Source organism: Marinomonas sp., from assembly GCF_965225885.1.
In the GTDB taxonomy this organism is placed as follows: Bacteria; Pseudomonadota; Gammaproteobacteria; order Pseudomonadales; family Marinomonadaceae; genus Marinomonas.
Genome location: NZ_OZ245329.1, coordinates 4497556 through 4511915 on the forward strand (window position 1 = coordinate 4497556; position 14360 = coordinate 4511915).

Here is a 14360-nt window from a genome sequence, read left to right on the forward strand (position 1 = left end):
CAAATACTTTGTTTGATAGCAACATCATGCTTCAGCCAAATTTGTCGCTGCTTCCTCTGATTGCAAGCACAACTCTTCAATGGCTGTATTTTCAGCCAACCCCGGAAAACCACCAATAGCCTTAGCGATCCATTCAGCAGCGTTGGGGATAATTTCGACCAGTTGAGGGAGATCATTCACGCATAAAAACTTGATCTCAGGATCGGTCGCTCTGGTCAGTAGAGCAAGAGTGTCGGCAGGAGGCAGCCCTTTTCCATATCCACTTGAAATGTGAAGATGGTCACCTGTCGTGTTGATGTTGGCCTCGTTGCCCAAGATACAAGCATGATTATGCAGGCCCTGAGGGAGAAATTGCTCCAAGTTTCGGAATTTGTGTTTAATGTTGCGGAGGAAGTCATCAGGATACCGAGCGAACAATTCAGCCATTTTTGAACGTCGAAAAGGGTGCACGACATGGGCTGCTGAAAACAACTTTGTAGCCGGAAATCCAATAATTTTGGCAGCATTTATCTGCATGAAATAGTGGAACTTCGCAGGGTCATCTTGTGCTTCGCTGCCGCTAATCCGCTCACTAAAATCAGCCCATTTCCCTCGTAAAACAGGAGCTAGACCATCAAACACATCAGTCGGTTTTAACGGAGCAGCTAAGAATACATCGTCATTAAAGTAAATGAATCGCTCGCTCAATCCTTCAATACGCCACAGCAGGCTTTCAATGGCCAAAGAGTTAAATGTGGGTAAAACATGCGTGAACCCATCAAAGATTTCCGCATGATAAGCAAGATGCACCTTGGCTCTAATACTTTCAGAAAGGCTTGATAAATCGGGGCCTTTCTCATCAACCACAATCCAGATTTTACCTATCCACGGAGCATGGTTTTCAATTGATTGGATGCAATACAAAATTTCATCGTTACACATCCATCGATGAGGGTTAGCTGCATTTTCATGCAGTGGCAAAGACTCCATTGCCATATATTTTTGTCGTTTTTGGCGATGTTTCACAGCATTCCCATCGACCCAAGTGATGACAGCATCAATAGGTTCAAGCTGGAGTTCGGTTGTATTGCTTAGCATTCAGTAGATATCTCTTAGGTGATGGCAACGGTGATTCAGGTTCACCGTCGAATTCGTTAATTCTAGATGGGTAACTATTTAAAAGAAAAAAGGGCTATATTACGCTATTTTCCCAATGAGACTTTGTACTTATTAAGAAGTGTTTGCTCTTTTTCGCCTTTCATCGCCAAGCGGCCTTCATTCCAAATATTGATCAAGTCTTGTCTTTTGTCAGCGGAAATTTTTCTTGAAAATATGGGCATTTCGACCAGTTTATTTTCAAACCCGGGGCGCACGATTCTAAGGTCATCATTTAAGTTAAGTTGGTTTAAAACATATTGAAGAACAAGATCGTTATCGGCGTATAAATCGACACGATTATCTTTAATCATAAGGAAAATACGGTCAACCACATCATCATAACCCGCGATTACTTCGACAAAGTTGGCGTTTTTCTGGTCATCGATATAATGCTGATAGCCAACACTAATTGAACTGTAATCCCAACCGGGCCCAGTGGCGAGGCGCTTGCCGTTTAAAGACTGAATACCTTGATAACGCCAGGAATCATTTTTCCTGACAACAAAAGCGGTGGCGTATGAAAATGTCGCCTCATTGGCATAGACAAAACCATTGTCTGGATTTTTTGAATAAAGATATTCTGGCAGCATATCACAGAGTCCATCTGCCACCATATCCAGCCCTCTTGCTAGCGGCACCTCATAATATTCCAACGTATAACCCTTAGAAGCGTATATTTGTTCCACCATGTCGATGACGACACCGCGCTCAGGCGCATCTTTTGTTGAAAATATCGTCATCGGTGGCCATTGGTCGTAACACACTTTTAGCGTCGTTGTGTGGCCAACATTAGACACACTTACTCCCAAAGAAAACATAAGGAAGGATAGTATTCTTAGTTTGCTATTTCTCAACACGGTCTCTACCCTTATCTTTCGCCCCGTACAACTTCAAATCGGCACGTTTAAATAGTTCATCAATTAATTGATCTTCTGGCTCCGATGACTCAACGCCAAGGCTTACAGTATAAGTGACATTGTGACCTTCCACCTCCAACGTTGAATCACTAATCGCTTGACGTATTTTATCGGCAAGCTGAAAGGCATCGTCTAATCCGGTATCGGGAAGAAATATGGCAAACTCTTCTCCGCCTACTCTGCCAAGAAGGTCTGATTTTCGTAAAAAAACTTGTAGCGTTTGGGTGAAATGAATCAATACTTTGTCACCAATAAAATGACCATAAGTATCATTAATCTTCTTGAAGTAATCTAAGTCCATCAGGATAAAAGACGCGGTCGATTTTTGACGCTGAGATAAAAGCAACAGCTGCTGTGCTGTTTCAAAAAAGCTTCCGCGATTTAACACATCTGTTAATGAATCCCTTGTTGCTAAATATTTGAGCTTTTCATTAAGGATTTGTAGGTCCTCGGTGCGTTTTGCCACGGCATCTTCTAACCAATCTCGCTTGGCTTGTTCGTCTTCTATAAATCGCTCCCTGTCCGAAGACATAGCGGAAAGCATATTATTCATATGCTCTTGAAGCTGGCTAAGTTCGTTATTTTCGGTGTTCGATAGATTAATGCGCTTACTGATGCTTTGGCTTAATTGCACCTCATTTACTTGCGACATTAGCTCTCTCAAAGGATTGGCTAAATAGCGATCAAAGGCCCAAATGAACAACCCAAATAAAACAGTTAACTTGATGAATGCGGTAATAGCAATCAAGGCAAAACCAAACCACACTCGTTCTAGCACCACGCCTGATGATGAATAAAGTACCAAGGTACCAAGAGGCATGCTTTTGCCATTTAAAGTCCAGTTTAACTCTGATGTCGAATCGAAAATGGACAAAGGAACTGAGGTTGGATTGTAGGCTCTTTTAGACATAATGCTTTGCGTATTTTGATCGAAGACATCAACACCTTCGATTATCGGCATCTTGATAAGCCCAGAGGTGAGCGAGTCTAACTGGTTATGGTTGTACTGCCACAAGCTCGTCGAAATCGGGCCACGAACGGTAGCTTCTAATTGCTGTAGTTCCCTGACAATGGCATCCTGCGTTTTCAGATATTCACTCAAAAACTGCAAACTTGTGATTAGAAGAGTAACAACCAAGTAAATGGAAAAAATCACACGCATCATTTTTTGGGATAGATTGTTTGGACGCAGAAACCTTACCAACATTAACAACAACCCTTTCCAATAAACTTTAAACTAACGTTTATCTTAGATGACTACCGTAGCTAATGGAACAAACTTAACTAAGTTTGGTACTTCACCTTGCATGAGAGATGATTGTTGCTGTGATCATTGCCATTTTGGCAGAGCATGATAAAGCTATCGAAAATCAAACCTGATCACTTTTTAAATAAGAAAGACACATCACCCCAAGCTCGACGATTAAGTCATCCCAGTCTTGCTTAAAGAATGAATCATCCGCGGAATCCAAACTGAGATGCCGTGCTAATGCTGCAAACACGATTTGAAACACAATACTGGCCTTTAAACTTGCATTTCCGGTGATGTCACTTTGAAAATGCAATAGCCCACCAACACTGATTTCCATAGCCTTTTTCATTTGAGCATTACCAGCCACACTTGCCTGAAGATCAATACTGGCATGGTTCATGGACAAACGCATGAGAAGCTCATTGCTACGAAGAATATTCGCGTATTCAGCAACGTATTTTGGTACGTACTGATTTAAAGAAGAACACTCGTTTTTAAGTCTGATAACCGTTTCTTCTTCTTTTTTAGCCACTTCAGACAAGCTTTGCACAAACACTTCGCGAACTAAATCATTTTTGTTTTTGAAACGATAGTAGATTGAGCCGATAGAAACATCGCCTCTTATACTGACTTCCTGCAATGTAAAATCTTCAGACTTACGCTCGTACAAAAGCTCCAACGTAGCGTTAAACATACGATGAAGGGAAGCAACACTTCTATTTTGCTGAGGCTTTCTTGTCGCTAAACCTTTGGTATCTAGCTTTGGGGTTACTTTTTGCGATCCGGGCATATTCATCATCACTTAGAGATACGAGTTAGAATGGCGACGATTATAGAAGATTAAAAATAAGACCTCCTCTTATGCCCAAAAAAAACAGGCGACATAAGAGGACATCCTAGAAACTATCGATCTCTATCTTCAAGAATCAATTCACTGGCTCGATATCCTAGCATCATCGCAGGTCCGTTGGTATTACCTGAAGGCGGTGTCGGCATGGAAGAACAGTCGACGACCCGCAATCCTTCAATACCATGAACTCTAAGTCTAGAGTCTAAAACAGAATCTTCAGGAGAGCCCATACGGCAAGTTCCTGTACCGTGAAGACCTGCGCTAACTAACCAATTCAATGCCTGAGATATTTGCTCATCGGTTTGACACGACTCACCCGGTGAAACCTCATGCTCGACGTATTTAGACAAGGTAGGCTGCGCAATAAATCGTCGAATCAACTTCACCAATTCAATATAAGTCTGACGATCCTCTTCGTTGCCCCACCAATTGGCATCATTCACAGCTGGCACATTAATATCGGATGATTCTATTGCAATACTGCCACGGCTTTTAGGTCGCAAATACATCGCATTCACTGTCAGACCTGGTTTATCTTCAAGAGCCCCCTGCCCTGGGTTCGCTTTCATTTCCTCAGATGAACGCATCGAAAATGGCCCTACGCCGAATTGCACATCCGGCCAATGATCCTCACCTTTCATGGAGATAAGCGCGGTTAACTCTGGCGACGTATAGGCCATTTGACCCGTTCTAGTGAGGTAATATTGCAATACGTTTTTAGCTAATCGCCAGCCACCAAATTCGAAGTTGGCTCCTCTGGCATTTTTCATACGAAAAGAGATAGATAGCATGGCGTGATCCACCAAGTTTCGACCGACGTTAGGAGACTCCTTCACTAACGCCACACCAGCACGTTGCAATACGTCTGCTGGACCAATACCCGACACCTGCAACAGTTTTGGACTTTGCATCACTCCGGCACTAACAATCACTTCACGATCCGCATAAACATCAAATTCAGCACCATTTTGTTTACAACGAATCCCTGTGGCTTTGTGTCCTTCCATTAAAATACGCAGCACAGACGTATCCGTAATAACCGTCAAATTACTTCGCCCTAAGGCAGGTTTCAAAAAAGCACGGTATGACGATGCCCGCCGACCGCTGCGATCAACTGTAGCTTGGGTATAACCAATACCTTGAGTATTCGGTGTATTAATATCCTTCAAGATAGGAAGGCCAAATTCTTTACCTGCTTTCAGAACCGCATCAAGCACAGGCGATCGGTAAGGGAGTTCGGTGATTTGCAATGGGCCATTTTTACCGCGAGAAGCATGCGCATGTGGATAACGATAGCTTTCCATTTCATTAAAACAACGAGACACCTCTTCCCAAGACCACTCACTCAAGCCCATATCTCGCCATGAATCATAATCAGCCTGCATCCCCCGCAAAAACCACGTGCCATTGGTTGAACTGGAGCCACCCAACCCTCTTCCATAAACCCAAGTTTCATCATCAGGTCTGTCTTTTTGATTCTTAATTGGAAAGTAAGAAAAATAGCCTGGTGTGCCCCACATTTTCAAAAATGCCCGTGGCATATTCACCAATTCTGAATGGTTACGTCCACCAGCTTCCACCAAGAGCACGCTGCTTTTTCCATCAGCGCTGAGTCGATCAGCCAACACACTGCCAGAAGAACCTGCGCCAACAATTATGTAATCAAAGTGTTTTGTATGTAGTGTCATAGTGATTTATCGCCCCTTCTGAGCAGCATGAGAGTGTTTATTCACAAGCGTATTTTTTGTTGATTGAGTGAACACGAAACTGAATAAAGCAAGAACGAACGAGATAACACCAAATGTCACCATCGCGATATGTAAGTCGTGGGCTTGTTCAACAAGGCTAACCAATACAGGACAAACAAAGGTTCCGGTAAAGAAGGCCGTTGCCCAAATTCCCATGCCTCGACTACGTTGCTCAAAAGGTAAGATGGATTGTCCCCACGCCAGTAGAGCAGGAATAACCATGCCGGCACCAAGTTGCTGAATACAAGCGCCTATCGAGACATAGATATAATTAGGTGCGAAACCAATAACAACCTGACCAACAGCAATAAACATACCCGAAAGAGCAAGTAGATGACCGATTCTCCAGCGGAATAAACAACGATATAGAATGGCACCTAAAATATAAGGCAAGGTTGTGATGGCCTGAATAACCCCAATTTTAGAGAATGAATCAATGCCAGAAGCAGATAAAATATTGGCAATATTTAATGGCTCTACATAATAAATGATAGAAGAAACAAAGGTTACACCGCCAATTAACATGGCCAACTTAAACGGAAAGCCAAGTGTTTTTACTTCTTCACTGGATTCCGAGTTAGATTTTATTGGCTCATCAATGAATACCAACGTCATAATAAAGCCAGGAATGGCAAGTAAATAAATAAAGAATGGTCCTTTCCAGCTAATATCAGCCAACACACCACCAGCTACAATCAACAAGGTTCCGGCGATAGATGTCGATATCCCAACCCAAGACACCCATCCATGACGCTTCTCACCAAAGTAGTCGGCTATCAAGGTACTGGAAACTGTGATAACAAATGCCTCCGCAATCCCCAGTACGGCACGACTGGCAACGATCATATCGAGCCGATCTACCAGCACAGGCACTAAACCCGCAATGGAATAAACAGCCATACCGCCAATAAAACAAATACGTCGGCCATAACGATCTGACACAATGCCAGCCAAAGGCGCAAAAATAGCCAAAAACAGAGAAGGGATGGTGACGATCATCGGAATTAAAAAAGCCGCGTGCTCCACGCTACCAAAATGTTGGAACAGCTTGGGAATCGCTGGAAATAACGAAACAATCGCCATAACCGGTAAAATTTGAGCATAAAGTAAGGTAATACCTTTCGCCGTTGTGCCACGCCCACGGGTAGATCTTGGTTGTGTGATACCAAACATAAGTCTAATCTCCAAAATATTATTTTTGTTTTTTGGTTTTTTTCATTCTCTGTTTTTTGGTTTTTTTTCATTCTCTGCTAGTTAGTGATTATTCTGATTAAGCAACGAGCGCAATAATGCATGCTGACGGCGGATCTGATCACGACCGCGATAAGGCTCTCGACGCCCTTCGTATTCGCTGGATAACCAACCAGACCAATTGTTCGCCTGTAATGTCTTAATAATGTCAGCCCATGGCACATGCAGATCATTAAGCTGATCATCAATTTCAAAAAACTTAGATTGAATAAAATGAACATGTGGCAGTATTTCTTCAAGATCTGCCATTGGCACTTTAAGTGGTTCAAGGAATGGCGGTCTTTTCTGACCCGGCTTAAGCTCAATACCTTCATGACCATCATCACAAGGTGCTGTCTGAAAAATGCCCGTATCGATAATGAGTTTGAAATGATCGGTTTTTGTTTCCTCAATAAAATCGATATAGCCTTGCGTAACAATGTGTTTGATTGGCGTTGGACTGTGAATTTCAGGGCAAATGATGATGTCCAACTTATTCGCCAGCTCTAGAGAGCGCTCTACCGCTTCACGCCAAATAGGATGAGGCAATAAATCAAGAGACGTCACGCCAAACTTAGGACGAATAGAAGAAAAGCCTAACTGTGACGCGATTTGAAGATCTTTCTGAATTTGTGCAGCCCCTTCCACTACGGTGAGGTCTCGATCTAACCACATATTGGTATCAACCCAAGTACCTAGATTGGTTGGCTGCAACTTATATTGATCCAGCAATCGAAACCAGTTGTCCAGCCAAGTGCTAGATACATTTGGATAGCCAGGAATATCACCTTCACTCAGCATTTCTAAACCGCTTGCGCCGATGTCAGCTATATCCGCCATCACATCTTCCAATGTCATTAGCGTGTTGATATCACCAGAATAACTGTAAGTCGATACACCCAACTTGATATCAGAAACCAAATCATCGTTTTCAACGACAACAACTTTCGCTGAGGTTTTAAAAGGAGAACGAGAAAATTGAGCAGGAATGTAAGGTCGACGAATGAAGACACACACAAATAAATCATGAACACCACATTGAACAGGCTGTTCAATGGGTAAGGTAATGGTCGCCAATTCATCCAACTGCCAGCGAACGTCGACGCTCTGACGTAGCTGCTCTAAACGATACGTTTCACCTTGCAAAGTCCACAAAGCACTATCGAATTCGTAGGAACGACCGTCTAGCTTAATGTCGATGCCATCAACCAAGCTTGCTTGTACGCCTCGGTAATTTGGATTACGAATTTGAAATTGAAATCCAGGCTTGCCATCTGGCAATGTCACATTTTTACAGCCACGAGACTGAATAATGGTTCTTTCTAACATGTTAGTTTCCTTGGGATGGCTATGATCATTGACCTCAATGGTTGGCCTAGGCCAAACCACCAAAAGCGTTACTTCCAAAGGGCAATGACACCATCACTTTATCGGTTAGTTATTTTAATTTTTCGACAGTGAAAATATTACTGGAATATAATTCTATTTTAGAGAGCAAAAAGCAAGACTATAAATAAAATATAATTCTATTTTATTATTGTTCACAAAATCTTAGCTAACAGGCTTCGCTAAGATCTTATTAACACAAAGGAATCCATTCGCAGCCTTGCTTACTCGACGCTACCGTTGCAGCAATAAACTTCATACCATGCAAACCATCAGACAGGCTTGGAAGGACATCAGATTTTTTATTTTCCGTAAGCTATAGCGCAAATTCTCGATATAAATTAGCAAACGCCTCTAAATAACCTTCTGGATGACCGGATGGAACACGTGAGGTACTGGCCGCCGCTTGACTCAGAGATGCTAATTCCGAGATCACCACGCCGTGTTTCGCTGCCGTAGCAATCAACTCGTCACAATAATCTTGGCTATTTGCCGCCCGTTCAAGGTCAATCAAACGCTGGTCCCAAGTGGGCACTTGCACGCCTTTATAACCTAATAGGGCCAAAAATTGCATCGAAACTATTAAAAGGGGCTTCATCGCCCACAAACTGTGCAAAAAAAATGGCAGGTCCTTTTATTGTCTTCATTTTATTTTTATCCTTACGAAAATGCGTTAATAGAAACTCAAATAGAAACTCAACAAGGCTAATATTCAACCCGCTATTCATCAACTTTTTTCAGTGTGCCCGATTGATACAGATAAATTAATTTTATTTTTTTAATATATTGATAAGCTTTTCAAATATATTTGAACATTCCAAATGTAGCAGTAGAGCCATTGTACTCAGTCAAAACATAGACGCTGAAAAAGATAGAGAAGGGCTGGGGAACTAGCTTTTCAATTAAGAATCAATGCCAGTTCACTTACTCTATCTGTATTCAGCTTTAAAGTGATTGAGTTAAGCTATCAGCCAGTCTCAGCTTTTTATACCCTAGCCTCCTCCCAAAGAAAAAACATTGCTCATTACACAGCAATTACATTGCGATGCAATTCCTTACAGTCTTGATCTTGTTTCTTAACTACTCACAGCCGACTATTTCATCGTAGTTGTTGTATAAATAAGAGGCAGTCCCAAAATGAAGAAAAATTTACACCCGTTGGATAGAGCCATACGGGGCGTGGTAGGGATTGTTTTTACTGGTTTTGCGCTATTCTATGGCGACTATTTAGATGAACCCGTATTAGAAGTATTAATCGGCGTATTTGGCGTACTCAATTTAATATCTCTACTGTTTGGGTGGTGCCCCGTCTATCATTTTTCAGGCATCAGCACCTGCAAAAATAAACAATAAAAACATTCACCCTTCAAGGTTTTTATGCCACAACTATTAGAGTTACAAAGAGACAAGTCCTTTCGTCTAAAGCTGATACTAATTTGTCTGACCGTTGCGTTGTTTGTCTCTACTATTTATGTGGTTGTATCCTATCGACTTACAGCTGATTTAGGTCTGAAAACCGCGTTAGATTCACTGCAGCGGCAAGCGATGATGATTCATGGCGAACTTCTCATAACAGAAAAGGAAGATTCAAAAGAGCAACTCTCAGAACTCATTAAGTTGGTATATTTTAATGGTGATTTCGATGCATCAAAACTATATCTCAAAATCACTGGGCCTGATTTAGAATGGTCTATTGATCATGAAATGGATCCTGTTGAGACGGATCAATTACTCTCTAAAGTCACCCTGTTAACCAGCACTTCACTATATTCCGTCAATATGACAAATGGTCAAGAAACCGTTAACGGAAAGAAATTTCTTTGGCAAATAGTCAAAGACGATAACTACCAAGTCATCATTATCAAAACCTCAAACAATATTGATAATACGCTTACCTTTGTGATGAAGCGTCTAATCATCACCTCCATCATTGTCTTCTGGTTAGCCACTTGGTTTGCAATCACTCTATCCTCTTGGATGAATAAACGCGTTCAGGACAAAAATGATTCACTTGCTCATCTTGCCACCCATGATTCATTGACAGGACTTCCTAACCGGCTTTTTCTTAGAAATATGATGAAAGACATCATACAAGACCCATTAGACAAAAAGTCTTCAAAATCGAGAAAAATAAACGAATCCCCCCTTACCCAAGCTTGCCTCTTTGTCATCGATTTGGACAAATTTAAAGAAGTAAACGATACATTTGGGCATGCGGCAGGTGATGCTCTTTTAGTAAAAGTGGCACAGAAGCTCAAAGAAGTAATAAATAACACACAAACACTGGTTCGATTTGGCGGGGATAAGTTTATCATCTGGGCGCCAGAGGTAAGTGTAGAACAAGCTAAAAACCTTGTACAAAAGCTAATCATTACCTGTAATGAACCAGTAATGATCAATAAACTCGCGATTAGTACAGGCGCTAGTATTGGTCTTTCACACTATCCAAGCCAAGCAACAGACTCAGAATCGTTAATCCTTTACGCTGATACAGCCATGGATGACGCAAAAAAAAACCGCAGTGGCTGGAGCCTATTCAGCGAAAGAAACATCCAGTGCGGTCACCAGCGCTTAAAACTTCGTGCAGATTTAGATAATGCCTTGTCTGACAGACAAATTAAGCTTCATTATCAACCTAAAGTATCACTTAAAGATGGCCATATTATCGGCGTGGAGGCATTGGCTCGTTGGTACCACCCAACAGATGGTTTGCTCTCTCCAGTGCATTTTATTGAGTTAATAGAGCAAAGTGGTCGCGTTCAAGAATTTGGCCGCTATATTATTGCAAACGCTATTGAGCAGCTTAATCTTTGGCACAAGCAAGGTCTGTTTACTCCCATCGCAATCAATTTATCGCCCTATAATTTGCTTGATCCAAGTCTATTAGAGTTCACTCTTACCTTGCTTGAAAAGTATGAAATTCCCCCAGACAAACTGGAAATTGAACTGATCGAATCAGAAACCAGCGTTAATATAGATGACATATCTAAAAGTTTAAATCTCTTTAAAAATGCGGGCATTAAATTAGCCATAGACGATTTTGGGACAGGCATGAGCTCTCTGTCTTACATCAGCAACCTAAATGTAAGTCATATAAAAATCGACCGATCTTTTATTGATGGAATTGATCATGACGCTAGAAAACAAGCTGTCGTGTCTTCCGTCATCATGCTCGCAAGCTCCTTTGAATGCGAAGCCATAGCAGAAGGCATAGAAAACAAATCACAAGCTGACATGCTAATCAAAATAGGCTGTCTTTATGGACAAGGTTATTATTACGCCAAACCGATGACGGCACATAAAATGCTAAACATGTTAAAAAATGATTCCTATCTGCCGCTACAACTCGCTTTAGTCGAATGAAATTGTTATTTAAGACTAAGTGGCTTATCCGCTGAGTAACTCAATAAATAGCGACAACAGTAACTTGACCTAATCCAAAAACTCTCACACTATTAGGCTCCATTTAAACACTTAAGGAGATTATTGATGATTGTATTCAACTCAACGCCGATTCAGACAACAAAGAGCATCTGTTTTTAGAATAGCGTCATACGTTTCGTTACCGTTTTTCTTCGAACTTCCCCTCTCTTAAGATTCCCTCTAGGGCATCTTTCTTTGTGTTGTCTCATCCGGCGTTTTTAGTTTTACCTAACTAATTTTTGTATCTTTAGCCGGAGCTAAAACATTGAATATATCTAGATTACAACCTTTAGGTTGGAGCCACTTCTTTCTGCAACAAGCAGACACACAAACGTTTGAAAAACTACAGTCGAATGAATTACAGGTCTTTCGGATCAGTGCGATTCATCGTTCGGTCATCAAAGGCTTAGGTAGCAATTGGAATGAAGGCGAAGTGGAACTGCTTTGCTCAGAGAGCTTCCAGCCAGTCAGTGAACATTTCTGTGTCGGTGATTGGGTGATCGCAGAACGCGCGCATGAGCACTTTCGCATCATTGAAGTATTAGAAGCGAAAAACCAGCTAGAGCGTTTGAGCAACCAGAAACGGCAACTCATGGCGGCGAATTTGGATTACCTTTTTATTGTCACCAGCGCGAACAGTGACTTTAATATCAAACGGTTAGAGCGCTATCTTGCCATGGCTTATGAATCGAATATTGAGCCTGTCATTGTGCTTAATAAAATCGATTTAACCGACAAAATCGACGATTTTTTAGATCAGATTCGTGGTTTAAAAGTCCATAACCTCGTCGGTATCTCGATGTTGCAGCCAGAGTCTCTTTTGTCACTTAAGCATTACCTAACTGCTGGTACGACCATTGCGATGGTTGGCTCTTCAGGTGTTGGCAAGTCTTCGTTAATCAATGCGCTTTTCAATCAAGCGGTCGGGATAGATGCAATAGATCAGAGCAGCTCTGAAACGATCGACGACATACAAACCATAGGCGGCATTCGTGAAGATGATGACAAAGGAAAACACACAACGACATCAAGGCAATTACTAATCAACCAACAAGGCGTGTTGTTTATCGACACACCTGGAATTCGTGAATTGCAATTACTCAATGCCCAAGAAGGCATAGAGAAAACCTTTAACGACATTGTGCATTTGGCTCGGCAATGTAAGTTCACTAATTGCGCTCACCAAACCGAACCTGGCTGCAAGATTTTACAAGCCTTAGGAAGTGGTGAACTGGCTCAATCTCACTGGGACAATTATCAAAAACTGCTAAAAGAGGACGCTTTTAATGCTCGTGCTGCCCAAGGTGCCTATGCTCAAAAACAACATATGAAAACCTTTAGCAAAGCCATTAATAGAGTCCAATCGAAGCACCGACAAGACAAAGGAAAATAAAACCGAAAAAAAGAGGCTCATCGTGAGCCTCTTTTTTTATTAGTAACGATCTAATCAATCAAATTCGATTCAGTAAATCCGTTTTCTTAGAATTGTATTCGTTGTCTGAAATCGCGCCCATATCTCTCAATTTCGCCAACTTTTCAATCAATTGAATCACTTCATCAACAGACGATGCATTAGTCAAATTCTGAGAAGACTGCATCGCAGGAGCTGGCGTAAACGCCATTGGTGCAGGCGGAGCCACAAAGTTATTCTGTGATGCTTGATTCTGCGTTGCTGATTGTTGTGGCGCTTGATTATGGGTATTTGAGTTAGATGAACCCGCCCCCGAAACAATAGGTAAAGTATTCACTGGAATCGTGCCGTATTGGCTCGAGAAAGTCAGTGAAGAATTACCGCCCTGCTGCTGACTTATACCACCAATGTTATTGTCTAATGTATCGTAAACCGTCACATTACCATTCACTTCAACCGCTAGACGATTTGGGAAAATAGCGTAACGCGTGCTGTTTTGCGCACCGCTACTAAAAGGCTGGCCAAGATCCCCCGGCCACCATTGATTGTTTGACCGTGAGCCTTTTGGTAATGGCATGAACACTTGCATATTAGCCAAGCCGTTGGCCAATTCATTACACAGGTTATCCACTGTTGATTTCAGACCATAATTAAACATGTCGCCCACCATCGTCATACCGCCGCGCATCCACTGCCCACCGCCACCGAGCTCAGGACAATTAAATTGCGCCATGGAACCATTGCCATTATTCACGGCAATCAGCATGTGCATCACAGCGTCAAAGCTTAGGTTGTAACGACGGGAAAGGGAATTAACTAGGTTTTGTCCATCTTGCGTTAAGTTTTGCATGGTAAAGCTCTCTAAATGGGACGTAGAGCTGTTCTCTTTTATCTAGCCGCTGCAAAAAGGCAAACATCACCTAGAACATTGACACAAATAAAGAGTAGGTTGCAGCATCATGCTGACCAACAGGTTTCGTAAGCATCCACTCTAACACAGACAGGT

General features: G+C 41.9%; 12 protein-coding genes. 3 read left to right on the plus strand and 9 right to left on the minus strand.

The annotated features are described in order from the left end of the window. Positions 1-24 precede the first annotated feature (24 nt). The 8 genes from ACO05V_RS21540 to ACO05V_RS21575 form a co-directional block, all read right to left on the minus strand. The gene (locus ACO05V_RS21540) at positions 25-1077 is read right to left on the minus strand and encodes a Stealth CR1 domain-containing protein (RefSeq protein ID WP_421856477.1); all 1053 of its coding nucleotides are present in this window, start codon (positions 1075-1077) and stop codon (positions 25-27) included. 104 nt (positions 1078-1181) lie between these two features. Further along, the gene (locus ACO05V_RS21545; protein ID WP_421856480.1) at positions 1182-1934 is read right to left on the minus strand and encodes a substrate-binding periplasmic protein; all 753 of its coding nucleotides are present in this window, start codon (positions 1932-1934) and stop codon (positions 1182-1184) included. A gap of 46 nt (positions 1935-1980) precedes the next feature. Next, positions 1981-3261 carry a diguanylate cyclase gene (locus ACO05V_RS21550; RefSeq protein WP_421856483.1) on the minus strand — a complete coding sequence of 427 codons (1281 nt, stop codon included), beginning with the start codon at positions 3259-3261 and terminating at the stop codon, positions 1981-1983. Between the two features lie 163 nt (positions 3262-3424). Next, positions 3425-4096 (minus strand): TetR/AcrR family transcriptional regulator, encoded by a 672-nt coding sequence (locus ACO05V_RS21555; RefSeq protein WP_421856486.1) that lies wholly within the window; start codon positions 4094-4096, stop codon positions 3425-3427. Positions 4097-4209: 113 nt separating this feature from the next. Then, entirely contained in the window at positions 4210-5844 is a 1635-nt protein-coding gene (locus ACO05V_RS21560) for a GMC family oxidoreductase (RefSeq protein WP_421856489.1), read from the minus strand. Positions 5845-5850: 6 nt separating this feature from the next. Next, entirely contained in the window at positions 5851-7077 is a 1227-nt protein-coding gene (locus ACO05V_RS21565) for an MFS transporter (RefSeq protein WP_421856492.1), read from the minus strand. 81 nt (positions 7078-7158) lie between these two features. After that, positions 7159-8463, minus strand: a complete 1305-nt coding sequence (locus tag ACO05V_RS21570) for a C-glycoside deglycosidase beta subunit domain-containing protein (protein WP_421856495.1) — start codon at positions 8461-8463, stop codon at positions 7159-7161. Positions 8464-8836: 373 nt separating this feature from the next. Further along, positions 8837-9055, minus strand: a complete 219-nt coding sequence (locus tag ACO05V_RS21575; RefSeq protein ID WP_421856498.1) for a hypothetical protein — start codon at positions 9053-9055, stop codon at positions 8837-8839. A gap of 602 nt (positions 9056-9657) precedes the next feature. On the opposite strand from ACO05V_RS21575, the gene ACO05V_RS21580 reads away from it, so the two are divergent. The 3 genes from ACO05V_RS21580 to rsgA all read left to right on the plus strand — a co-directional run bounded on the left by ACO05V_RS21580 (position 9658) and on the right by rsgA (position 13336). Further along, the gene (locus ACO05V_RS21580) at positions 9658-9873 is read left to right on the plus strand and encodes a YgaP family membrane protein (RefSeq protein WP_421856501.1); all 216 of its coding nucleotides are present in this window, start codon (positions 9658-9660) and stop codon (positions 9871-9873) included. A gap of 24 nt (positions 9874-9897) precedes the next feature. Beyond that, positions 9898-11883: a putative bifunctional diguanylate cyclase/phosphodiesterase gene (locus ACO05V_RS21585; protein WP_421856504.1), complete on the plus strand. Its 1986-nt coding sequence runs from the start codon at positions 9898-9900 to the stop codon at positions 11881-11883. 325 nt (positions 11884-12208) lie between these two features. Next, complete coding sequence (rsgA, locus tag ACO05V_RS21590; RefSeq protein WP_421856507.1) at positions 12209-13336, plus strand: ribosome small subunit-dependent GTPase A; 1128 nt, start codon at positions 12209-12211, stop codon at positions 13334-13336. A 58-nt stretch (positions 13337-13394) separates the two neighbouring features. Here rsgA and ACO05V_RS21595 read toward each other — a convergent pair whose 3' ends face one another. Continuing rightward, positions 13395-14204, minus strand: coding sequence for an SHOCT domain-containing protein (locus tag ACO05V_RS21595; protein WP_421856511.1), 810 nt, complete (start codon positions 14202-14204; stop codon positions 13395-13397). Between the last annotated feature and the right edge of the window lie 156 nt (positions 14205-14360).